The organism is Prochlorococcus marinus str. MIT 9313 (genome assembly GCF_000011485.1).
Classification (GTDB): Bacteria; Cyanobacteriota; Cyanobacteriia; order PCC-6307; family Cyanobiaceae; genus Prochlorococcus; species Prochlorococcus marinus_D.
In genome coordinates this window covers 740,795-762,968 of record NC_005071.1, presented here as the reverse complement: position 1 = coordinate 762,968, position 22,174 = coordinate 740,795, and the positions used below count along the sequence as shown (strand labels likewise).

The 22,174-nt window shown below is 48.3% G+C and carries 23 protein-coding genes and 1 tRNA gene; 16 read left to right on the top strand and 8 right to left on the bottom strand.

The window, feature by feature from the left end; translation table 11 throughout:
* Positions 1-98: 98 nt before the first annotated feature.
* From murQ to dnaK, 4 genes are read right to left on the bottom strand one after another with little or no spacing between them, the layout of a single operon-like run.
* Complete coding sequence (gene murQ, locus AKG35_RS03685) at positions 99-1,049, bottom strand: N-acetylmuramic acid 6-phosphate etherase (RefSeq protein WP_011130084.1); 951 nt, start codon at positions 1,047-1,049, stop codon at positions 99-101.
* A 2-nt stretch (positions 1,050-1,051) separates the two neighbouring features.
* A complete protein-coding gene (locus AKG35_RS03680; RefSeq protein ID WP_011130083.1) occupies positions 1,052-1,462 on the bottom strand; it encodes a DUF3110 domain-containing protein in 411 nt (136 codons plus the stop codon).
* Positions 1,463-1,513: 51 nt separating this feature from the next.
* Positions 1,514-2,416 carry a DnaJ domain-containing protein gene (locus AKG35_RS03675; RefSeq protein WP_011130082.1) on the bottom strand — a complete coding sequence of 301 codons (903 nt, stop codon included), beginning with the start codon at positions 2,414-2,416 and terminating at the stop codon, positions 1,514-1,516.
* A complete protein-coding gene (gene dnaK / locus AKG35_RS03670) occupies positions 2,400-4,394 on the bottom strand; it encodes a molecular chaperone DnaK (RefSeq protein ID WP_011130081.1) in 1,995 nt (664 codons plus the stop codon). The genes AKG35_RS03675 and dnaK overlap by 17 nt, the downstream gene beginning before the upstream one ends.
* Before the next feature lie 147 nt (positions 4,395-4,541).
* Here dnaK and pstC point away from each other — a divergent pair, with 147 nt between their 5' ends.
* The 3 genes from pstC (at position 4,542) to pstB (ending at position 7,304) form a co-directional block, all read left to right on the top strand.
* A complete protein-coding gene (pstC, locus tag AKG35_RS03665; protein WP_011130080.1) occupies positions 4,542-5,495 on the top strand; it encodes a phosphate ABC transporter permease subunit PstC in 954 nt (317 codons plus the stop codon).
* 1 nt (position 5,496) lies between these two features.
* Positions 5,497-6,417, top strand: coding sequence for a phosphate ABC transporter permease PstA (pstA, locus tag AKG35_RS03660; protein ID WP_011130079.1), 921 nt, complete (start codon positions 5,497-5,499; stop codon positions 6,415-6,417).
* 68 nt (positions 6,418-6,485) lie between these two features.
* Positions 6,486-7,304 (top strand): phosphate ABC transporter ATP-binding protein PstB, encoded by an 819-nt coding sequence (pstB, locus tag AKG35_RS03655; protein WP_011130078.1) that lies wholly within the window; start codon positions 6,486-6,488, stop codon positions 7,302-7,304.
* 343 nt (positions 7,305-7,647) lie between these two features.
* On the opposite strand, the gene AKG35_RS03650 is transcribed toward pstB, so the two are convergent.
* A tRNA-Ser gene (locus AKG35_RS03650) sits at positions 7,648-7,734 on the bottom strand.
* Between AKG35_RS03650 and AKG35_RS13170 the strand changes: the two genes are divergently transcribed.
* The 10 genes from AKG35_RS13170 to AKG35_RS03605 all read left to right on the top strand — a co-directional run bounded on the left by AKG35_RS13170 (position 7,702) and on the right by AKG35_RS03605 (position 16,742).
* Positions 7,702-7,839 (top strand): hypothetical protein, encoded by a 138-nt coding sequence (locus tag AKG35_RS13170; RefSeq protein WP_155724663.1) that lies wholly within the window; start codon positions 7,702-7,704, stop codon positions 7,837-7,839. The genes AKG35_RS03650 and AKG35_RS13170 overlap by 33 nt on opposite strands.
* Before the next feature lie 139 nt (positions 7,840-7,978).
* On the top strand, positions 7,979-8,866 hold the full coding sequence (locus AKG35_RS03645) for an inositol monophosphatase family protein (RefSeq protein ID WP_011130077.1): 888 nt from the start codon (positions 7,979-7,981) through the stop codon (positions 8,864-8,866).
* Positions 8,867-8,888: 22 nt separating this feature from the next.
* Positions 8,889-10,067 carry an ATP phosphoribosyltransferase regulatory subunit gene (locus AKG35_RS03640; RefSeq protein ID WP_011130076.1) on the top strand — a complete coding sequence of 393 codons (1,179 nt, stop codon included), beginning with the start codon at positions 8,889-8,891 and terminating at the stop codon, positions 10,065-10,067.
* A gap of 35 nt (positions 10,068-10,102) precedes the next feature.
* Positions 10,103-10,327 (top strand): indolepyruvate ferredoxin oxidoreductase subunit alpha, encoded by a 225-nt coding sequence (locus AKG35_RS03635; RefSeq protein WP_011130075.1) that lies wholly within the window; start codon positions 10,103-10,105, stop codon positions 10,325-10,327.
* A gap of 90 nt (positions 10,328-10,417) precedes the next feature.
* Entirely contained in the window at positions 10,418-12,328 is a 1,911-nt protein-coding gene (htpG, locus tag AKG35_RS03630) for a molecular chaperone HtpG (RefSeq protein ID WP_011130074.1), read from the top strand.
* A 66-nt stretch (positions 12,329-12,394) separates the two neighbouring features.
* Complete coding sequence (gene rpmB / locus AKG35_RS03625) at positions 12,395-12,631, top strand: 50S ribosomal protein L28 (RefSeq protein WP_011130073.1); 237 nt, start codon at positions 12,395-12,397, stop codon at positions 12,629-12,631.
* A gap of 199 nt (positions 12,632-12,830) precedes the next feature.
* The gene (locus AKG35_RS03620) at positions 12,831-14,099 is read left to right on the top strand and encodes an ABC transporter substrate-binding protein (protein ID WP_011130072.1); all 1,269 of its coding nucleotides are present in this window, start codon (positions 12,831-12,833) and stop codon (positions 14,097-14,099) included.
* Positions 14,096-14,962 carry a carbohydrate ABC transporter permease gene (locus AKG35_RS03615; protein ID WP_011130071.1) on the top strand — a complete coding sequence of 289 codons (867 nt, stop codon included), beginning with the start codon at positions 14,096-14,098 and terminating at the stop codon, positions 14,960-14,962. The genes AKG35_RS03620 and AKG35_RS03615 overlap by 4 nt, the downstream gene beginning before the upstream one ends.
* On the top strand, positions 14,959-15,777 hold the full coding sequence (locus AKG35_RS03610; RefSeq protein WP_011130070.1) for a carbohydrate ABC transporter permease: 819 nt from the start codon (positions 14,959-14,961) through the stop codon (positions 15,775-15,777). The genes AKG35_RS03615 and AKG35_RS03610 overlap by 4 nt, the downstream gene beginning before the upstream one ends.
* Positions 15,774-16,742, top strand: a complete 969-nt coding sequence (locus AKG35_RS03605; protein WP_011130069.1) for an ABC transporter ATP-binding protein — start codon at positions 15,774-15,776, stop codon at positions 16,740-16,742. Before AKG35_RS03610 ends, AKG35_RS03605 begins: the two co-directional genes overlap by 4 nt.
* A 129-nt stretch (positions 16,743-16,871) precedes the next feature.
* Here AKG35_RS03605 and csaB read toward each other — a convergent pair whose 3' ends face one another.
* Complete coding sequence (gene csaB / locus AKG35_RS03600; RefSeq protein WP_011130068.1) at positions 16,872-17,936, bottom strand: polysaccharide pyruvyl transferase CsaB; 1,065 nt, start codon at positions 17,934-17,936, stop codon at positions 16,872-16,874.
* Positions 17,937-18,008: 72 nt separating this feature from the next.
* Here csaB and AKG35_RS03595 point away from each other — a divergent pair, with 72 nt between their 5' ends.
* The 3 genes from AKG35_RS03595 to psaK all read left to right on the top strand — a co-directional run bounded on the left by AKG35_RS03595 (position 18,009) and on the right by psaK (position 18,975).
* Positions 18,009-18,311, top strand: a complete 303-nt coding sequence (locus AKG35_RS03595; protein ID WP_011130067.1) for a DUF2499 domain-containing protein — start codon at positions 18,009-18,011, stop codon at positions 18,309-18,311.
* A complete protein-coding gene (locus AKG35_RS03590; protein WP_011130066.1) occupies positions 18,308-18,646 on the top strand; it encodes a DUF3593 domain-containing protein in 339 nt (112 codons plus the stop codon). Before AKG35_RS03595 ends, AKG35_RS03590 begins: the two co-directional genes overlap by 4 nt.
* Positions 18,647-18,714: 68 nt before the next feature.
* Positions 18,715-18,975: a photosystem I reaction center subunit PsaK gene (psaK, locus tag AKG35_RS03585; RefSeq protein WP_011130065.1), complete on the top strand. Its 261-nt coding sequence runs from the start codon at positions 18,715-18,717 to the stop codon at positions 18,973-18,975.
* A 21-nt stretch (positions 18,976-18,996) separates the two neighbouring features.
* Here psaK and AKG35_RS03580 read toward each other — a convergent pair whose 3' ends face one another.
* A complete protein-coding gene (locus AKG35_RS03580) occupies positions 18,997-20,214 on the bottom strand; it encodes an NAD(P)/FAD-dependent oxidoreductase (RefSeq protein WP_011130064.1) in 1,218 nt (405 codons plus the stop codon).
* Positions 20,215-20,218: 4 nt separating this feature from the next.
* The gene (gene dxs, locus AKG35_RS03575) at positions 20,219-22,153 is read right to left on the bottom strand and encodes a 1-deoxy-D-xylulose-5-phosphate synthase (protein ID WP_011130063.1); all 1,935 of its coding nucleotides are present in this window, start codon (positions 22,151-22,153) and stop codon (positions 20,219-20,221) included.
* Positions 22,154-22,174: the final 21 nt, after the last annotated feature.

The window sequence follows — 22,174 nt, the reverse complement described above, 5'->3', positions numbered from 1 at the left end:
ACAAGATATTCAAATCGTTTAGAATCTGTTATTGCTATCGTGTACCTACCGAGTAGAATGATTTTACTATCTTGCTTTTTGCAAAGGCACAATTAAAATCAAGCAATACAATTTTTACACCTCGCCAAAGCTGTTCGCAATTGATTATTATGCTCTATCAGTAGTTTCTGGGCAGTCTCAGCGTCTAAACCGCAAGTATGCATCAGCAGAGCCACTTTTACAGATCCATCGCTTGCTTGAAGCAACTCAGTTCCACGAACTCGATCAACATCAGCTAAATCATGCAGGATTCGCAGGGCACGATCCATCAGCTTGATGTTGGTAGCAGCAACATCAACCATTCGATTACCAAAGACTTTGCCAAGACGAACCATCGCACATGTTGAAAGAATATTTAGAGCCATCTTTGTTGCGGTGCCGGCCTTCAAGCGCGTGGAACCTGTAAGTAATTCAGGGCCAGTCAAAAGACGAATATCGATACTGCATGGCAACTCAGCTTGTTCTATAGGCACACATGAAATTGCAATCGCCAAAGCATTGATTTCCTTTGCGTATGCAAGTCCTCCTTTGACATAAGGAGTCGTTCCCCCGGCCGCAATACCGACAAGACAATCAGCAGGGCTAAAGTCACGCTCCTCAAGATCCTTTTTTCCTAACTGTTCAATGTCTTCAAGTCCCTCGGAACTTTTCAGCAAAGCTGCGCTCCCACCAGCAAGAACACCCTGAACAAGATCAGGATCGCTGCAAAAGGTTGGTGGGCACTCTGCGGCGTCAAGAACACCTAGTCGTCCGGAGGTGCCAGCACCCAAATAAAAAAGGCGACCTCCGCTTCGAAGCCGGTCCGTAATCGCTTCAACTGCCTGAATAAGTTCGGGTATAGCCGCTGCGACGGCGCGCTGTGGCTCTCGGTCCTCTTCGCAGAAAAGTGTCACTAAGGACTCTGTGGTTAGTTGATCCAAACATTCACTTTTGGGATTGACCTTTTCAGTCAACAGATGCCCTCGATTATCTGAAGGATGCAAATTGAGATCTGCAAATACATTGGTCATTGTCAAATCAACCCTTCAAGCCGCTTACGAATCTCTTCAAGATCTGTTGATTCAACTTGCTGATCCAATCCATTGCTGGCTGCAACGGAATGATCCGCATCCTGCCAGTGACTCACATCTCGATTTGATTCTGGTGGAGCAAATAAAAGACGCTCCTCATCAGTTTTTGGCATAAAGCCAACCTCCACAAAACGAGCTTCATATCCGGCCTGGCGGCAGAAATCTTCAATCTCATCACGGCCAATCTCTTCAACAGTCGGTAAAGGAAAGTCTTGAGCCTCAAGAAGACCGGCATAACGCTCGGCATCATCTGCGTTTTCGAACATCAGCACAGCTGTCTTGCCAGCAAGTTCGAGGGAATGAATACCCTCGTTGTCTTTACCGGCGTCATAGAGAAGGACGTACACGCGCATGTGGATCAGGCCAGACCGATGGGATCTCTCACTCGATTATCTAATTCGGCTTTATAGATTTTCCGGATCAAGAGCCAATTCTTGAAGTCGTCGGTAGAGGGCACGTTCGGCTTCAGCAAGTTCAGCAGGAATAACCACCACAATTTCAACCAATTGATCACCTCTGCGTCCATCAAGCTCAAGTCCCCGTCCGCGAAGGCGCAATAAACGACCACTTGATGATGCTGGAGGCACTTGGAGTGTGACAGGACCAGACAGAGTTGGGACATCCACTGCACAGCCAAGAGCTGCATCAGGTGGAAACAACTCAAGGCGATAAAGCACACGAAGTCCGTCAATCCTCAGTCTGTCTTCTGTTTGAACGCGCAACTGAAGGAAGTGGTCCCTTCCTCCAGGGGCTACGCCCACAAGACGCAACCGCCAGCCATCGCCAGCCAAAGGCGGTGTGTCAACCTCTAAAAGAGTACCGTCATCGAGCTCAAGATCCACTGAAGTCCCATAGAGGGCTTGCTCAGGGGTCAACTCGACCAACGTCTCGAGATCATCACTGGCCTGTACGGGAGGAGGAGGTGGTGGTGGAGACGTCGCAGGCCAGTCGACATGTTCTGAGGGGAAAGGGTAAGCAACGTCAACAGGCTGTTCGTCTGTGCGCTCCAAACCGAGCACCACTTCCAGATACTCATCGAAAGTTGGAAAACCAACTGCGAAAGGATCAGTAATGGCTTGCTCTGTCGACATCGATCCCTGCCAAGCAGCCCGACGTCTTGGATCACTGAGAACTGCATAGGCCTCATTAACCAATTTGAAGCGTTCTTCGGCGTGGTAATCATTGCCATTGAGGTCTGGATGCCATCGCCGTGCTTCGCGACGAAATGCCCTTTTGAGCTGGGAGGCGTCACTGTCTGGAGAGACACCTAGCAAAGACCAGTAATCCGGTTTAGCGGTAGAAGTCATCGTCCCAGGGATTTAGCTCACGTCCCCTGTAGATGCGTCGGCCGTCGGACGACCGGGCAGGGCTGTTCCAAGGATCTTCATCCCAGTCATCATCTGAGAAGAGCTCATCTTTCAACGAGCCAAGAGTGTTACGTATGCCCTGGAGTGGATTGGCGTCAGTACGCCGTTCTGATGAAATTCGTCGATTCAAGCCAAAAAGGGCTTCCTGAAGAGAAGCAACAGCAAGCTCAAGTTCCTGTAGATCGTTCTGCTCAAGCAGGTCTTGCACATCGCGCATCGCTGTCTCTACAGCCCGCTGCTGCCGCTCAGCCCCATAGGGGCCCAACTCCAAAGCTGCATCGCGAAGTCTTCGTTCAGCTTGACCAACAAGTGTGAGTGCACTATTACGACGATCAATTGATGCACGACGACGACGATCTTCTCCTGCCTTGGCTTCAGCTTCGGCGAGCAAGGCTTGCAATTCCTCTTCGTTAAGGGTGGAACCTCCCTGAATATTCACAGATTGCTTGCGGCCTGTGGTGCGATCAGTTGCACTCACTTGCAAGAGACCATTGGCATCAATATCAAAAGCCACCTGCACCTGGGGAACACCTCTTGGTGCAGGTGGAATGCCAGACAGGCGAAAGCGACCCAAAGACTTGTTATCTGCTGCCAACTGACGTTCACCCTGCCAGACATGAATTTCAACAGACGATTGGTTGGCCTCTGAGGTGCTGAACACGTCGGATTGGCGCACTGGTATTGGTGTATTTCGTGGGATCAGCACTTTCATCAACCCACCAACGGTTTCCAGCCCTAATGAAAGGGGAGTGACATCGTTGAGCATCAGATCTCGAAGCTCACCGGTAAGGATTCCGGCCTGAACAGCTCCGCCAACAGCCACGACTTCGTCAGGGTTGACAGATTGACACGGTTCACTGGCAACGAGGGTTCGCAGCAATTGCTGAACCATCGGCATTCTGGTGCCACCTCCAACAAGCACAACATCATCAACATCATCAGCAGACCAGCCAGAATCACGCAGAGCTGTCTGCACTGGATTCAGAAGACGGTCGAGAAGGTCGGGGCAAAGGCCTTCAAATGTGGGGCGATCAAGACTGGTCTCGATATGAAGAGGGCCATCAGGCCCCGTTGCGATAAAAGGCAAAGAAATCGGAGTACTAAGCACACCAGAGAGTTCCTGCTTGGCTTTTTCTGCTGCTTCAATCAAGCGTTGCAGTGCCTGGCGATCACGGCGTAAATCGAGGCCGTGCTTGGTCTTAAAAGCTTCAGCGAGCCAGTCAACAATCCGCTGATCGAAATCATTGCCACCTAGTTGTGTATCACCACATGTGGCCTTGACATCAAAAACACCATTAGCGACACGCATCAGTGAGACATCAAACGTCCCGCCACCCAGATCGAAGACAAGAACACGGCGAGCGGCACTGCGATCAAAGCCATAGGCAAGTGCAGCAGCAGTGGGCTCGTTGAGGATCCGTTCCACTGTGATTCCAGCGAGCCTGCCGGCATCACGAGTCGCCTGACGTTGGGCATCATTGAAATAGGCAGGTACTGTCACTACAGCAGCCTCAACAGGCTCTCCTAGATATGTCGCCGCATCATCCACAAGCTTGCGAATGATGCTGGCCACAAGTTCTTCGGGTGCATATTCACGCTCCGTCACTTGACAGGAGACACGCACGTTCCCCTGTTCATTGGCCCTTACGGTGTATGGAACAGAGAGACTGCTGTCATCCATTTCATCCCAGCCTCGTCCCACGAAGCGCTTGAGATTGGCAAAGGTATTTCTTGGATTGAGCACCAACTGGCGACGTGCTAATTGACCGACAAGTAGCTCTGCTTCTTTGCTGTAACCCACTACTGAGGGAGTCGTGCGACTGCCCTCCGCATTAGCGATCACTTGAGGGCGACCAGCCTCAAGCACCGCCACAACGGAGTTTGTTGTCCCTAGGTCTATGCCAACAATCCGCCCCATGGCCGCGTTTACTGAAGCTCCAAGGTAACGGCGAAAAGCACCCTAAACCAAGCCTTTTTAGCAATGTGGATGTTGGACTGTTAATGGCCTGTTAATGCAAAAGCACCCCTCTCAGGATTAGGTTTCTTATGTCTGTATTGCAGTGGTATGCCAACTGGTGTGCAGAAAGAGCTGTACGTGCTCAGAAGACGTCCAGCTTATGAAAAATTCGTCGACAGCAGCTTTAGAACTATCGCCATATCAATGGCATCCATGGTTGCACTGATACTTGTAGCGATCCTGATCGTTGTCTTTTGGGGGTCACTTGAATCGATGGGGCGCTACGGGTGGAAATTTCTAGTTACATCAAATTGGAACCCTGTTGATGATGAGTACGGAGTGTTAACCGCCATCTATGGAACAGCAGTAACCTCATTGCTTTCACTATTAATTGCGATTCCTCTAGGTGTTGGAACAGCAATTTTTATAACCGAAAGCTTTATACCTACAAGAGCTAAAAACATCATAGGAGTAATGATTGAACTACTAGCGGCCATTCCATCTGTGGTACTTGGCCTATGGGCAATCTTTGTAATGGAGCCCTTCCTAAGACCTTTGCTTTCTTTCCTGTATATATATTTTGGCTGGATTCCATTTTTTAGTACTCAGCCAATGGGGCCTGGAATGACTCCAGCGATCTTGATACTTGTTGTGATGATACTTCCTATCATTACAGCTATTTCAAGAGACTCACTCAATCAAGTACCAATTAGCCTGCGTCAAGCAGCTTATGGGGTTGGAGCAACACGCTGGAGCACTATCATTAATGTCATTCTACCAGCGGCAATTTCGGGCATTGCTGGAGGCGTACTACTCGCTCTGGGAAGAGCCATGGGTGAAACAATGGCAGTAACAATGATTATAGGGAATTCCAATAATTTTAGCTGGTCATTGCTTGGCCCAGGCAACACAATCGCTGCGATGTTAGCCAATCAGTTTGGAGAAGCAGATGGAACTCAGGTCTCATCACTTTATTATGCAGCATTTATTCTTATGGTGATAACGCTTGCTGTAAATATCGTTTCACAATGGATGGTCAAACGATTAAGTCTTAAATACTAACATGAAATCAATGACTAGCGAAGCGATTTCAACAAGTGGGGATCTATCCTCCAATCTTTACTACAAGCCAGGCTTGAGGCGTAATAGAATTAATAGAATTTGCACAATATTATCGGGATTATTTTCATCCGTAGCCATTCTGCCACTAATTCTTGTTTTAACCTATGTAATTTTCAAAGGAGCAACCAGATTAAGTATCTCTCTTTTTACTATGCTTCCGCCTCCCCCAGGACTCGATGGCGGAGGTATTGGCAACGCAATCCTCGGAACTATTATTGTCACCTCCATAGCCGGAATGATCGCTATACCTGTTGGTGTTGGTGGAGGTATCTACCTTGCCGAATATGCACGTGAAGGACCATTCTCTAGATTTATACGTTTTGGAACCAATGTTCTTTCAGGTGTTCCTTCAATTATTACTGGCGTCTTTGTCTACGATATAATTGTCTCTTCACGGGTCATTATTGGCAGTTCATACAGTGCGATAGCTGGCGGAGTAGCACTCTCAATCCTGATGTTGCCAACAGTGATAAAAACCACTGATGAAGGCCTAAAACTGGTACCAGATAACCTTCGCAAAGGTGCACTTGGAGTAGGCGCCTCTAAATTTGTTACCATATCCCACATTACATTGCCAATGGCATTTACTCCAATCGCTACAGGAGTCGTTCTTTCAGTTGCTCGGGCAGCTGGTGAAACAGCACCATTGATTTTTACAGCACTCTTTTCATATTTTTGGCCTAGTGGTTCAGATGCTTTCTTCAATCCAATCGCGACACTTTCGGTTTTGATTTATAATTTTTCAACTCAACCCTATCAAGTTCAGAATGAATTGGCTTGGGCAGCATCATTTGTTCTTGTAGTATTTATTCTCGCGATGAATATCCTTTCACGCTGGATTGGCCACTTAACCTCAAAATGAGTCACTTACACAAGACTGTTTTTATCTTGACGACTGAATTGCCTTCATTATTAATCGCGCGCTGATCCATGACAGCCACTTCCTCTCCTCGGCCAAAGCAGATTTCAACTGATCCCTGCATATCACTTCAGAACGTCACTATAAGTTACAATGAATTTGAAGCAGTACGACATGTTTACTGCGAGATACCCCGCGGCAAAATTACAGCTTTAATCGGACCATCTGGATGTGGTAAATCAACAATTCTGCGATCTCTAAATCGTATGAACGATTTGATAGAAGGATGTTCTCTTACAGGTCGAGTGATGTTTGATGGAGACGACTTGTATTCCCCAAATATCGATCCAGTTGAGGTACGCCGACGCATCGGGATGGTATTTCAGCAACCCAATCCATTCCCTAAAAGCATCTATGAAAATATTGCATTTGGAGCAAGAATTAATGGATATAAAGGTGATATGAATGAGCTTGTTGAACGCTCACTTCGTCAAGCAGCTGTATGGGATGAATGCAAGGATAAGCTTAAAGAAAGCGGATGTTCTCTATCAGGTGGCCAGCAACAAAGGCTATGCATAGCTAGGACAATCGCTATTGAACCAGAAGTGATTCTAATGGATGAACCCTGTTCAGCCCTTGATCCTATTTCTACACTTAAAATTGAAGAGACAATGCATGAGTTAAAAAATAGATTTACGATTGTAATTGTCACTCATAATATGCAACAGGCTGTTCGAGTTAGTGATTTCACAGCTTTCTTCAATGCTGAGGTACAAGAAGGTGGATCAGGAAAAGTTGGTTATCTTGTTGAGTTCAATGAAACAGAGAAAATCTTCCATTCACCTGCTCAGGAGGCTACTCAGAATTATATATCCGGCCGCTTTGGTTGAAGGTATGATGGTATTTATTAAAGATGCAAAGTTTATAGCTAGATGTGTAGTTGCGATTAATAGCTATTAGCTATTCTCTAGAACCAAATAAAATTAAAGCACCCTTTAAAACAAGGCATTAATACCAAAGGTGAACGACATCGATTACCTAATTTTGGCGGCCCGTGCATAAACGCCTTGGTCTTCGTGCCGACACGCTTCGCATAAAAAACAAAAAACCAGTCATACACAATGAGATTGCATCAGACGGAGGACAGCCCGAAAATGCCCGAAAACGACTTCTATAAAAGCGTTCCAAAAGGAAGCCCATACCGAATCAGACGGTATCAGACTTCCTTTGAAACGGAGAGGGAGGGATTCGAACCCTCGATAGAGTTGCCCCTATACAGCATTTCCAGTGCTGCGCCTTCGACCACTCGGCCACCTCTCCAGCGGCTTTCAGGCCCTCGTGAATGTAGCAGGGCTCTCCAGTAGACCCATACATGACACCAAAAAACAGAATCCCAGTCCACTAGCGACAAAGGAGATGACCTAACTTTGTGAGCACAAAGCAATCACTCCACTGGAAACGGAAACGGAAACGCAGGAACAAGACACGCTCTATGGACTGGGGTTCAGAGGATCATTCAATCTATAAATTCCTGATGGCATACCAAATTGATGGGTAGTGAAGCTTGAAACCTCTGAACTGCACCCTTGCTGCTGAGCAAGCTGGCTTGAACAATGAAGATCTGGCGCGCCTTGCAGCTGTAGCGCGTAAGGCCTCTGAATGTGGTGGTGCCATTTTGATGGACCACTATGGACATCTTGAAAGCATCGAAAGCAAGGGGCGAACTGGCGATCTTGTCACCAATGCAGATCTAGCCGCTGAGAAGTGTGTACTTGAATTTCTCCAGCAGGAAACTCCTAACATTGCCCTTCTCGCAGAAGAAAGCGGATCATTTTCTGGCCAAGGTTCGCTTTGTTGGTGTGTTGACCCACTAGATGGAACAACCAATTTCGCTCATGGCTATCCGTTCTTCGCTACCTCGATTGGCCTCACTTGGCGGCAAACACCAATCCTTGGCGCCATAGCTGTGCCTTTCCTTGATGAGATCTACTGGGCAGCCCCAAGCCTGGGTGCATTTTGCAATCAAAAACCGATCAAGGTTTCATCATGCAAAAGCCTGGTTGATTCCTTGCTTGTGACCGGTTTTGCCTATGACAGGCAAAACCGCTTAGACAACAACTACGCCGAATTCTGCTGGATGACACACCGAACACGTGGCGTGCGACGTGGTGGTGCAGCAGCAGTGGACATGGCTTTTGTGGCTGCTGGGCGACTCGATGGTTATTGGGAACGCGGTCTTGCTCCATGGGATCTTGCTGCTGGAGTAGCCCTGGTGGAGCTAGCTGGAGGGAAGGTGACTGATTACCGCGGTGACACATTTGATCTGAATAGTGGCAGGGTGCTGGCCTGTCCGCCTGGAATGCAGAAACTGCTTGTTGATCAACTCAGCAAAGTAAAACCCCTTGAAGCGGATTCATTTGGCGCTCCCGAACTCAGGAGCATGGGATCCTGAAGTCACTCCGAGAAAATCAGGGATGGCCCTGCAACCGGCAGCGGGTGCTCGCGATCTGAACCCCCAGCAGGTCGAGCTAAACCAAAAACTTAGCCAGCGACTTGCCGAGGTTTATCGACTATGGGGCTACGACGAAGTCTCTCCTCCAAGGGTCGAGCGACTCGAAACCTTGAAAGCTGGTGGTGCTATTGCCAGTCAGGACATCGTGCGATTGGTGGCCGATGAACCCCTTGGTCTACGACCAGAGATGACAGCATCAATCGCTCGCGCCGCTTGTACAAGGCTTAAACAAAGACCTCGTCCCTTGAGGCTATGGGCTGCAGGAACAATTTTTGAAAGCCGTACTGCTGATGAAGGAAGCCTTTGCATCGAAGAAAACCTTCAAAGCGGTGTAGAGCTCTTCGGGGTCGAGCCCATCAATGCGGAAATGGAGCTTCTTTCCCTGCTGTTTTCAGCAGTGGAGACTCTCGAACTGAGTAAACGACACCAGCCACGTTTACTCGTTGGCCACACAGCATTAATGGATCTCATCATGCTGCCATTTCAAAACGATCTACGCGAAAAAATAAGAACAGCATTGATCCACTATGACCGCCTTGCTCTTGAAAGCCTGCAACTGCCGAATGATCAATTCGAGCGCCTCCTCCATCACTTGGAGTGCCGTGGTGAACCACTAGACGTGCTCGAACGCTTATCAGGCCTATTTGGAACTCAACAAGCACTCAATAACCTACAAAGGCTATTTGAACAGATGAGTCCACTGGCCGCTGATCAGGGGATTGACCTGCAACTGGATCCAACCTTTCAGCCCCATTTTGAGCTCTACACCGGGCTGGTGTTTCAGTTGGTATGTCAAAGCGATGCTGCACCTGTCGTGATTGCTCGTGGGGGGCGTTACGACAACCTTGTAGCTCGTTGCGGTGCCAAAGGGCTTCAAGCAGCAGGGGTAGGCTTTAGTTTCGCCATAGACGATATTCGTGAACTGCTGACCAAAGAGATCAAAGCGTCTGACGCTGTGGAAACAACCCTTGTTGCCTACGGCGAGCAAGCAACGCTGGAACATGCACTCAAGCGTCAGCGTCACTGGCACAAGCAGGGCCAGCGTGCTGTTGTTGAACTTGAAGCCTGTCGCGATCGTGAAGATGCCTTCAGCCGTCTATCAGATCGGGGCTGTAGCACACTGGACTGGTTAGATCATTAGGATTTCGAGAGTCTCGTCGTCCGATCTGCAAGGCCATGCCACACAGCATCGTGACAGAAATATGTGAAGGGGTTGCTGACTGTGCTCAGGCATGCCCTGTCGGCTGCATTCAGCCTGGTCAAGGCAAAAACAACAAAGGAAGAAATTTCTATTTGATTAATTTCGACATCTGCATTGATTGCGGTATCTGCCTCCAGGTCTGCCCCGTAGAAGGAGCTGTCCTTCCCGAGGAGCGACGGGACCTACAGCGAAGCAGCTGAATTAATCACTAGGTACGGTCACCCCACCTAAAACCAGCTTGAGAACTGAGGCAAAGACTACCTAAGGTCAAATCCTAAACAGTGAAACCAATGACTGTGCTGGAAGAAGGTCAAATCCAGATTCACACCGAGAATATTTTCCCGATCATCAAGAAAGCCGTTTATTCCGGCCACGAGGTTTTCTTGAGAGAGCTAGTCAGCAATGGCGTCGATGCAATAAGCAAAAGACGCATGGCAGCCATAGCAGGTGACTGCACTGAAGCTGAAGAAGGAGTTATTGATATCAAGATTGACCGAGAAGCAAAGACACTCACTATCTCTGACAACGGAATCGGCATGACAACCGATGAGGTTAAGAAATACATTAATCAGGTTGCCTTCTCAAGTGCAGAAGACTTCCTTGAAAAATACAAGCAGGAAAGTGACGGAATCATTGGTCATTTTGGGCTAGGTTTTTATTCTTCATTCATGGTATCGAAGCATGTAGAGCTAGTCACTAAGTCTGCTTGTTCCGAGAGTAAAGCTATTCGTTGGAGCTGTGATGGCTCACCAAGATTTAACATCCAAGAAGCCGAACGCAATGAAGCAGGAACCGATGTCATCCTTCATCTTATGGATGAAGAGTTGGAATACATCGAGCCAAGTCGAATCCGTACTCTGATCACAAAATACTGTGACTTTATGCCTGTTGAGGTAAAACTCGAAGGCGAGTCAATCAATAAGCGAAATCCTCTTTGGAGGCGCAACCCAAGAGAAATCACTGATCAGGAGTATATCGAACTCTATAATTATCTATATCCATTCCAAGGTGATCCTCTTCTTTGGGTGCACCTAAATACTGATTACCCCTATAACCTTCAGGGTATTCTCTATTTCCCTCGAATTGGTGGTCGCGCAGATTGGGAAAAAGGTGAGATAAAACTCTACTGCAATCAAGTATTTGTCAGTGATTCAATTAAAGAAGTAGTACCACACTACCTTCTTCCCCTAAGAGGTGTGATCGACTCACCTGACATTCCACTTAATGTCAGTCGTAGCGCATTACAAACAGACAGACGTGTTAGATCTATTGGGAATTTTGTTGCAAAGAAAGTTGCCGATCGTCTGCGAGGATTAAAGGCTGAACAACCTCTTTTCTATGCTGAAGCATGGGATGCGTTAGCACCATTCGTCAAAATAGGATCAATGGAAGATGAAAAGTTTGCTGATCAAGTTGCCGATCTAATCCTATTTGGTACGACTGCTCTGGCTTCAAAAGAAACAGATGGGGGCACTCCAGATCCAATTCCTTGTGGGGAAAAAGCCTTCACTACGCTGAGTGGATACAAAAGTCGTCTGAGTACAGAAGCCAACAATCGCATTCTTTACTGCACGGATGAAGTTGCCCAAGCGAGTGCCCTCAGCTTATGGACTTCACAGGGGGCTGAAATTCTTAAAACCGAAACGTTTATAGACAGCCAATTCCTTCCATGGCTTGAAGCGCGTCATGACGATCTCCGATTCCAGCGCGTTGATGCCGAATTGGATGACACTCTTAAAGAGGACAAACCTGAACTAACTGACCAGGAAGGAGAGACCAAGTCTGAAAGCCTTAGAACTCTAATGAAGCAATCACTTAATAACGACAAGGTCACCATACAAGTACAAGCACTTAAGGGAGATAACGCACCTCCCGCAATGATTTTGCTGCCAGAACAGATGCGACGTATGAACGACATTGGAGCCCTCATGGATCAAAGGCTGCCAGGTCTTCCCGAGCATCATGTCCTTCTTGTCAATCGTCGTCATCCACTTGTCGAAGGACTTTTGAAACTCAAATCTGGATCCGTGCTGGTCAGCACTTCAGGTGTGTCTCCAACCGAATCCTTGGCACAAGGCTTAGCCCGTCACCTATACGACATGGCTCGCCTCGGTGTAGGAGGTTTGGAGCCCAATGAACTTGCTGGATTCCAAAGCCGTAGTGCTGTGTTGATGGGACAGCTGATGGATCGAGCTTTTTAAAGGAAAGGTGGATTTGATAAAATATTAGTTTGGGTTAAGCGCCCTAGCTCTGTAGAGGATCAAGACATGTCCCGGGTGTGTCAGCTCACTGGAACTCGCGCCAACAACGGCATGGCTGTGAGCCATTCCCACATCCGCACAAAGAAGCTGCAACAGGCCAACCTGCAACAGCGGCGCCTCTGGTGGGCTGAAGGGAACCGTTGGTTGAAACTTCGTGTAAGCACCCGTGCACTGAAAACCATCCAAAAAAAAGGTCTCGGTGTCTATGCCAAATCGTTAGGGATTGACCTGAACAAGATCTAATCCCTAAATCATTTAGCAAACTAGTTACCATCAAGATGCTGGAGCATGGCATTAAGTTGTCTGAAAAAATGCTAAGCATGCTTAGAACTCCAGAAAATAACCATGTGATAACTACTGCTAGTGTCGACTCATACGCAGTCAAATATTGTGGAGAAGAGCAAATGAAAAGTTTGGTTGATAAAATAGAAGCAACGCAGCCATGAAGAGAAGGATATTTACGAAGATAGCTCTTCTATTCTCTTTGAGCAGTGTCGCACTATTTGCAAGTTGGGCCCTGAGTACTCGCCCTATTCAGATCAATATCTTGATGCCAGCTCCATTTGCTGAGTCAACAACTGATCTGGTACAACAATTCAACAAAGATCATCATGGCAGGATCCAACTACGGGTGACTCGAGGTCCACTTGAAACAGAAGCCGTATCTGATTTAGCCATCAGCAGTCTGCTTTTAGGTAAAAGTCCATTCGATGCACTTTTAATTGATGTAACTTGGTTGCCGAAATACGCCGCCGCAGGATGGCTTATTCCCTTGGATCCATGGATCGACCAACAAAAGATTGATTCCATTGCTCCGGGGGCAATGCTTGGAAATAATTTCGACGGGAAACTGTATCGATGGCCGCTTGTGGCGGACATGGGATTGCTTTATTGGCGGACTGATTTGATGAATAAACCACCGCGTACCCCTGAGGAACTTATTAAAGTTAGTCTTAAACTCCAAAAAGAAGGTCGTGTTGCTAATGGCTATGTCTGGCAAGGCCGTCAATATGAAGGCCTAAGTTGTGTATTTCTAGAAGTTCTTGACGGATTTGGAGGGCAATGGCTTGAACCAGAAACCGATAATGTTGGCCTCGACAGCTCCGCAAGTCTTAAGGCTGCAAGTTGGTTGCGTGAACTGATTCTCAGTGGAGCAAGCCCCAAAGCAGTGATCAACTATGCAGAAAATGAAGCTCTACAAGCGTTTAAGTCTGGAGATGTTGCGCTAATGCGTAACTGGCCTTATGCCTGGGGAGAACTTCAGAAGCCTAACAGCGATGTTAGAGGCAATGTTGGCGTAACCACGATGGTTGCTTCCGCTGGCAATCGATCCACATCAACCCTAGGCAGCTGGGGCTTCTCGATCCTCAAGGGCTCATCGAACCCTCAAGCAGCAGCAGAGGCAATTGCCTTCCTCACTTCAACATCTGCACAAAAAACACTGTTCTTGAACGAAAGTTATACGCCAACCAAAGTTGAACTATTCAAAGACCAAGAGCTGCTCTCAAAGTCACAAATTCTTCCGGAGCTTGCTAAAGCCCTAGAAAGCACTGATGAACGTCCATCAACTCCTCTTTATGCACAGATTAGTGATGTATTACAACGAAATCTTAGTTCGATTTTAACAGGCCAATCCAGTGTTAGCGATGCAATGGCCAACGCCCAAGCAAACACCGAGAAGATTCTTATGGCGGCAAGAGAAACTAAATGATCCAATTGCTTCTATTGCCGGCAGCTCTATTAATTGCCTTGGTCTTTGGTATTCCTCTACTGCGTTATTCCTGGTTGAGCTTCCATGCTGATTCAGTCCTCACAGGCTTAGTTGCGATTCCTAATCATGGTGCGAATTGGCTTCGTCTACTGCACGACCAACGCTTCTGGCAAGACACCTATCAGACAGCCCGCTTCGCAACAGTTTCAGTCAGCCTAGAACTATTACTTGCTATAGCTATAGCCCTCTTACTCGATCAGCATTGGCGGGGTCGAGGTGTTGTAAGGGCAATCAGTTTGCTCCCATGGGCTCTGCCAACGACTGTGATGGCTCTTGGCTGGCGTTGGATCTTTAATACACCTTACGGACCTATTGAGCAGTTCACAGAACTGATTGGACTACAACCTCTAAACATCCTCTCGAATCCATATATCACCTGGCTGGCCACGGTTGTTGGTGATGTATGGAAGACCACGCCATTTGCTGCTCTGATTCTTTTGGCTGGCTTGCAAACTATTCCCAATGATCTCTACGAAGCTTTCTATCTCGAAGGTGGCCATCCACGAGCCGCACTATTTAAGATCACCTTGCCGCTCTTGCAACCTTATTTACTCCTTAGTCTTTTATTTCGCCTTGCGCAGGCCTTCGGCGTTTTCGACTTGATTCAGGTGATGACTGGTGGGGGGCCGGCAGGAAGCACGGAAAGCCTTGCTTTATATGCTTATTTAAACGCAATGAGATTCCTAGATTTTGGCTATAGCTCCACTGTAATGATCAGCGGGTTTCTTCTACTTGTTATTGCCTGTCTGCTTGTTTGGCTGATCATCAACCAGGCCAGCCATTGGCGAGAGGCAATGAAATGATGCGTCAGCGAAATCTTTGGATCATTGTTCTCCTGCTTTGGTCTTTAGCACCTCTGCTTTGGCAGCTCTATACATCTTTTTGCACCCATGAAGCTCTTCTACAACCATTGGCTGAGCATAATCAGCGTTGGACACTTGACAACTATCGCCAGGTATTGACAGCCAACCCTCCCTTCTGGCGTTATCTATTGAACAGTGTCATCGTTGGCATTAGCTCAACAGGATTAACCCTACTGATTGCTATTCCAGCCGCCTATTCTCTTTCAAGGGTCTCGCAAAATATTGCCAGAACGGCAAAACTTATACTGCTTGGTGCAGCTCTATTTCCATATGTTCTGCTTTTTTTGGCGTTATTAGAACTTGCAAGGAGTTTCAACCTCGGAAACAATCTGCTTGCGCTCAGTTTTCCCTATGCAGGCTTATCTATGCCGTTGGCTGTGTTGTTGCTTTTATCAGCCTTCCGCGATCTACCTTCTGAACTAGAAGAAGCCGCGAGGCTTGAAGGTTTTGACTTATGGCAGAGATTGCGCTGGGTATTGATTCCCCTAATCGGTCCTGCAACCGCAAGCACTGCCATCTTGGTCTTTCTCTTCTCCTGGAATGAATATCCAATCGCATTGACCTGGATTAGTCGAGCTGATCTCCTTACACTTCCAGTTGCCATAGCACGAATTGCAGGTTCATCGGTCTACTCAATTCCCTATGGCGCTTATGCAGCTGCCACCGTTCTAGGTGCTCTGCCGCTCTTGTTACTCGTGCTCATCTTTCAGCGACAGATCGTTTCCGGTCTGACACAGGGAGCAATTAAAGGATGAATCTTGTTCTACAAAACATCGGTCGTCGTTTCGGTAGAAACTGGATTGTTCGTCATCTAGACCTTGAAGTGGGCCAGGGTGAATGCCTTGCCCTACTTGGACCAAGTGGATGTGGCAAAAGCACCACTCTCAGGCTGATAGCAGGACTCGACCAGCCCAACGAAGGTTCGATCACTATCGCTGGCGAGGATGTCACGAAGGTTTCCCCTATTGACCGACGCATCGGCATGGTGTTTCAGAGCTATGCATTATTTCCCCATCTCACAGTTTTTGCCAATCTTGCACTTGGTCTTCAGGTTCGTGGAATATCCGCCACTGATCGCAAACAACGAGTGGCATCTGTTCTGGCATTAATGCAATTAGAGGATCTTGCAGAGCGACATCCGGCAGAACTCTCAGGTGGTCAACGTCAAAGAGTGGCACTCGCCAGAGCTCTGCTCAGAGATCCTCTGGTGTATCTACTTGATGAACCAATGAGCAATCTGGATGCTCAGCTGCGCGAAGATCTGCGACCCCAGTTACGCAATTTAATTCTTCAAGGCAGTCAGCCAGTCATCTACGTCACACACGATCAACATGAAGCCATGGCCATGGCACATCGAATTGCCGTAATGCGAGATGGAAAGATCGAGCAAATCGGTACTCCCCAAGAGCTCTACAACAATCCATTATCACTCTTTGTGGCCAGCTTTGTAGGACGCCCCCAGATCAACCTTCTGCCAGCAGAGTCAGGGATTATCAAGGCAATTCGACCAGAACATATTCAACTAAGTTCAGATGGGATTCCTTGCCGGCTTGTCTACAGGGAGTGGCTGGGAACATCCCAGTTGCTCATTCTTGAGAGCAACAGAGGTCCACTAAGGATGCTTTGCGCTAGCGAGATCACAATTCCCGAGACCATTATGCTCAATTGGTCCCCAGAAAAAGAACATCAATTCAATGCCAGTTCAGGAGAAAGATGTTGACAATAGGTTAAAATATTTGATTCGCAATTTTAATTCGCAAAGAATATCGCGAATTGTATTGATCAATAAAGTTCATATGTCATTGCCATGTTTAACAATAATCAAAGAAGTGAAACTGAAGCTTGAACATTAATTAAAGACCTTGTCTATTATCTTGCTGTGTTGAGAAGCGTGCTTGCGGATTGCTTCGATCTTTCCAAGGTCAGGAGGAACATCTAAGACCTGGCCCCATAGTCCAGCAAGCAAACGAATGTCAGGCAACGATTGCAAATCAGTAAAGGGCACATTTGCCATCAAAGCTGCAGATGACACCTTCGGGTCGTAGCTGAGTGCCACTGTGGGACTACCAGCCAATTGGGCCAGGATTAGTGCATGCAGTCGCATGGGGAGCACCAATCTGGCCATCGTGAACTGATTCATAACCTCTGTTAGTGAATCAAATGCAAAGGAATGACTTCTTGATCTCAAGCTGGAACTGATCAATCCTTGTCTATCTAGTTTTCGGAATAGCTCTTCATCCTGACGTTGATGAAAAGCAAGCCAATGAACTGGAGCATCAATATCTGTAAGGATCATCTCAAGGGCTTGGAGCAAATGCTGCCAGCCAAAGCGATCAAGCATTGAGGTGGAACGCCAACAGAGCACAACTGCTTGGCCACCCTCCCAGCTCCTAGAGGGAAGCTGCCAAACTGGATCTGGTGCCATCAGCATCGGAGAGGGTAGGCACCACTGCTCAGCAAGCTGAAAAGAGTCTGGATCTCTCCAGCTGATCGCCTGCACCCTGCGTAAGACTCTCCTAACCATCCATCGACTCAAGCGATAACGGAATGGCCCCAGGCCCTGCCCCCAAAGCAAAACAGGAACGCCACGTTGTTGGGCTATCACAATCAAGATCAAGTAGTAGATCAGGCTCTTAAAACTCGTGCTGTCCTGCAGCAAGCTGCCACCACCAAGAATCAAACCCTGAACTTGAAAAAGTGCCCTAATGCTCTCCAGCAATGAGCGTCGGTTAATGACTTGAGCCTTCGGAGCTAAACCCTTAATCACATTTGAATCATTTGCCGTGATCCAAGGCTGCAAACTTGAGGGAAGCTCCTCAAGTAAAACCTGCAAAAGAGCATCATCGCCAAGGTTGTGCTCGCCGTAGTAGCCGCATAACAGCACTGCCTTGCATTGCTTTGCCTGAACTGCCATAGCCAAGCAATAGCTGCATCAAACATTAACGGCGACCAAGCCTCCCTAGGCTGCTGCCATCGAGCGAATCACGTGCACGCCCTATCTCTAGGCACATGGTGGATCCACCTCGCATCCTTGTTCGAATGGATGCTTGCGATTGTGCTGGTGGCGCAATGGGGGAAAAGGAACCAAAACAGGGCAATGTCATGGTTGGCTCTAGCAATGCTCCCCAACTTGGTGAGTGCAATGACAGCCATCACCTGGCATATTTTTGACAACAGCAAAGCCCTTAGTGGAATTGTTGTGCTCCAAGCGTGGCTGACTCTTATTGGCAACTGCTGTTTGGCCGCAGCCACCTGGAATTTGATGCGTTCAGAACGACAGAAATCATGATTTTTGCCACTTCTACTGAGATTCTGAACTCCCTCATTGAGATGGACCCAGGTCCTCTATATGGCCTTTCTTTAATTCCCTATCTCGGTTTCCTGTGGTGGGCGCAACAGAGCAAGAGCTTGCCACGACTATCCATCTGGGGATTCCGGCTCACTCTTCTTTTTGTGTTTATGACAATCATTTTTTCGATCCTGGCTGATCAAATTTATGGACTTGAGCTGGTTGAAGTTGATGCTTTCCATGGGGCGGCAGAAGCCTTTCTAGTGCTAAGCGATGCCCTCGTGGTTTTGGGATTTATTCGTGCTGGCCAGCAACAGGTGGTGAAAAACTCTTAAGAGGTATGGCTTGTATGCCAAGAACACCTATCAATGTCGGACAATAAGGCGTCGCTTCCACGGTCTAAATGTTCACGCACCTCCTGGCTGCAGCTGCTCCTTCCACATTCACCTGGTCGCCTGCGGTGGGCATGGTGATGATCGCTTGCAACGTGCTCGCATTTGTCATTGCTAAGGCCAACATCGAACACCAAAATGAAGGCTTCGACATGCCTAATAACAAATTCTATGGAGGCATGAGCCACGCCTCCGTTGTCGGATCCCAATGCTTAGGCCACATCCTTGGCATGGGCACAATCCTCGGATTAGCTTCACGCGGAGTTCTCTGAACAGCACGAGGGCTGGCGAATTCATCGCCAGCCCATTAAATAAGGAAGAAGACGGAGTCCGTAGCGCTCAAAGCGGTATTCGAACAACAATCGGCTCAGTTCTTCAGCGCTGACTCGCATTGACAGCCCATTAATCAAACCTGACAAGCGTCGATCGCCTTTTTGATCGCACAAACCCCACCATGTTCGCTTTGCCAAGCGACCTGAAAGATTCCAGCGCCAACCCAAACGAAGACGCAGGAGCCGTTCAAATTGCATTAAGACCATGTTGTCTTTGTCTTGATTTGAACTGGGTGGATTAGAGCAGGCTTCAACAAGCAAAGGAGTAAGCACCTCTGCACTAACGAGAGCATGACGGATGCCTTCTCCGCCAAGCAAATTGGCAGTACTAATAGAGTCGCCAACTCCAACAATCCTGCCAACAACGTGAGCTTCACTGCGCCTTAAGCTGCTGCGCAAGATTCCGCCATGTCTATCGATAACTGGTAGCTGATCAAGCTGGTTCTTGATAAGCAGGCGGTTCAAGATGCTGCTCATCGGTTCGAGGCACTCCTTCAGTGGAGGAGGCAGACGGCAAACTCCTACCTTCAACTGATTACCAGCCATGGGAAAAATCCAGCCATAACCATGTTGAATCCACTGGCATCCCAAAAAAAAACAAACCCGGTCACGCCAGTGAGCTGTTGTTTTTTGATCACCCTGCAGGATCCACTCAACGCCAGCACCTTCAAGCATGCAATCGGTATCAGAAAGCTTGGATCCTGCAGTTGAACCCAATAAAAGGCGGCGATGACCTGTGGCATCTACCACCCAGCTCACTCTCCTTGTTTGACACAAACCATTTGGACCAATCAATTCAACGTTTGCGCCGTCATTGACCGTAAGAACGGAATGAACTCTCCAACCCAATAAAAATTCAACACCTGCTTCTATAGCTTGCTGCCAGAGCTGTTGACGTAGCGAGCCGAAGTTGAGAACCACACCAAGGTCATCTTGAGACCACCATTGATGTTGAATTCCATCTGGATCCACCAATTGCCACCCTTTCCAATGGCTGGCAATTGCTTCAGCAGGAATGCAGAGATCAGACACCGCCTGGATAGGGATGGCAGCACTAGAAAAAGCATTCTGATTGGCTTCTCTTAAGCGTTCAACAAGAGTTACAGCAATCCCCTGGCTAGCAAGTCGTTGTGCAAGCCGAGCTCCTGCTGGCCCTGCACCTGCCACCAAAACAGTCAATTGATCAGGTTGACAGGGCCTGCGGTGCTTCCTGCCCTACAAGAGAAGGCTTCGAATTCAAGCAAAAGTGTTCTTGAATTCGTTCAGACATCTGTGTTGGTGTGAGCCCCAGCGCTTCACGGCTCTGTTGGGGACTGGCATGGTCTACCAATTGATCAGGGATTCCAATTCGGAACGTTGGAACCAAGACATCTTGATCACTAAGGGACTCAACCACAGCTGCACCAAAACCACCCGCAAGAGCACCCTCCTCCATCGTGACGACACTACCGATACGACGGGCTAACGGATGAATCAAGGCTTGATCAAGTGGTCTTAGAAAGCGAGCATTGATCACAGTGGCCTTGATACCTGCTTCCTGCAACAACTGAGCTGTGATCATCGCAGCAGGCACCATCACTCCATAAGCAACGATTAAAAGATCATCACCTTCACAAAGCACTTCGCCTCGACCAATTGCCAAAGGCTTCCAGCCTTCATCAAGCAGAGGTACTCCCTCTCCTGATCCTCTTGGAATACGGAGAGCTGCAGGGCCTTGATGTTGAAGACATGTCACCAACATGCGTTGAAGTTCAGCCTCATCCTTGGGCGCCATCACGGTGAAATTAGGAATGGCCCGGAAATAACTGATGTCGTACTGACCCTGATGGGTCGGCCCATCAGCGCCAACAATGCCTGCGCGATCCATCACAAAGGTCACTGGCAGGTTCTGAATCCCCACGTCGTGGATCAATTGGTCGAAGGCGCGCTGCAGGAATGTGCTGTAAATCGCCAGCACAGGCTTGAGCCCCTCACAAGCCATCCCAGCAGCAAGAGTTACAGCATGCTGTTCAGCGATACCTACATCGATGTATTGCTCAGGAACAGCCTTCTGCAGGAGGTCAAGGCCAGTACCTGTGGCCATCGCGGCTGTGATCCCAACGACAGTGCTGTCCTGCTGACAAAGCTTGATGAGCGTCTCGCCAAACACTTTGCTGTAACTCGGTGGTTTCTTTCCTTTTGAGGGAAGAGCTTTCCCAGTACTTAGATCAAACGCAGATTGCGCGTGATAGCCAACTTGATCTGCTTCGGCATAGGGATAGCCCTTGCCTTTGGTCGTAACAACATGAACGAGGACAGGGCCACCAACTTTATGAGCCGTCTCAAAGGTTCGAACCATGCGTTCAATGTCATGGCCATCAATAGGGCCCATGTAGGTGAAGCCAAGCTCCTCAAAAACAGCCCCTACCTTCGGCACGGATAATCGGCGCATACTGCCCTTGAGCAGGTCGAGTTCGGCAGGCAGTTCCCCTCCCATGAAAGGCAGACTCTTGACCCTCTCCTCGACGCTATCCGAGATGAACTGCACAGGCGCGCTGTGGCGCATGCGGTTTAGATGGGTCGACAACGCTCCGACTGGCGGAGAAATCGACATGTCGTTGTCGTTGAGAACAACCAGAAAAGGTGTATTGGGCATATGGCCGGCATGATTAATAGCTTCTAGTGCTATGCCGCCAGTAAGAGCCCCATCACCAATTACAGCTACACATTTGAACGATTCACCACGACGCTCACGAGCAACGGCCATGCCGAGTGCCGCTGATATCGAGGTACTGGCATGGCCGGCACCAAAATGATCGAAAGAACTTTCACAACGCTTCAGATAGCCAGCTACACCACCCTGCTGACGCAAGGTATTGAAGTCGCCATATCGACCAGTAATCAGCTTGTGTGGATAAGCCTGATGGCCAACGTCCCATACAACTCGATCATGATCTAGATCAAGAGTTTGATAAAGAGCAAGGGTGAGTTCAACAACACCGAGCCCAGGCCCCAAATGACCTCCACTGGTGGACACCACCTCAAGATGGCGTTCCCGTATCTGACGTGCTACATCCTCAAGCTCGGCAATGCTCAAGCCATGAAGCTGATTCGGATGGGTTAACTCGCTCAGACGCATTCGCGTTCCTGTCCCACTCCA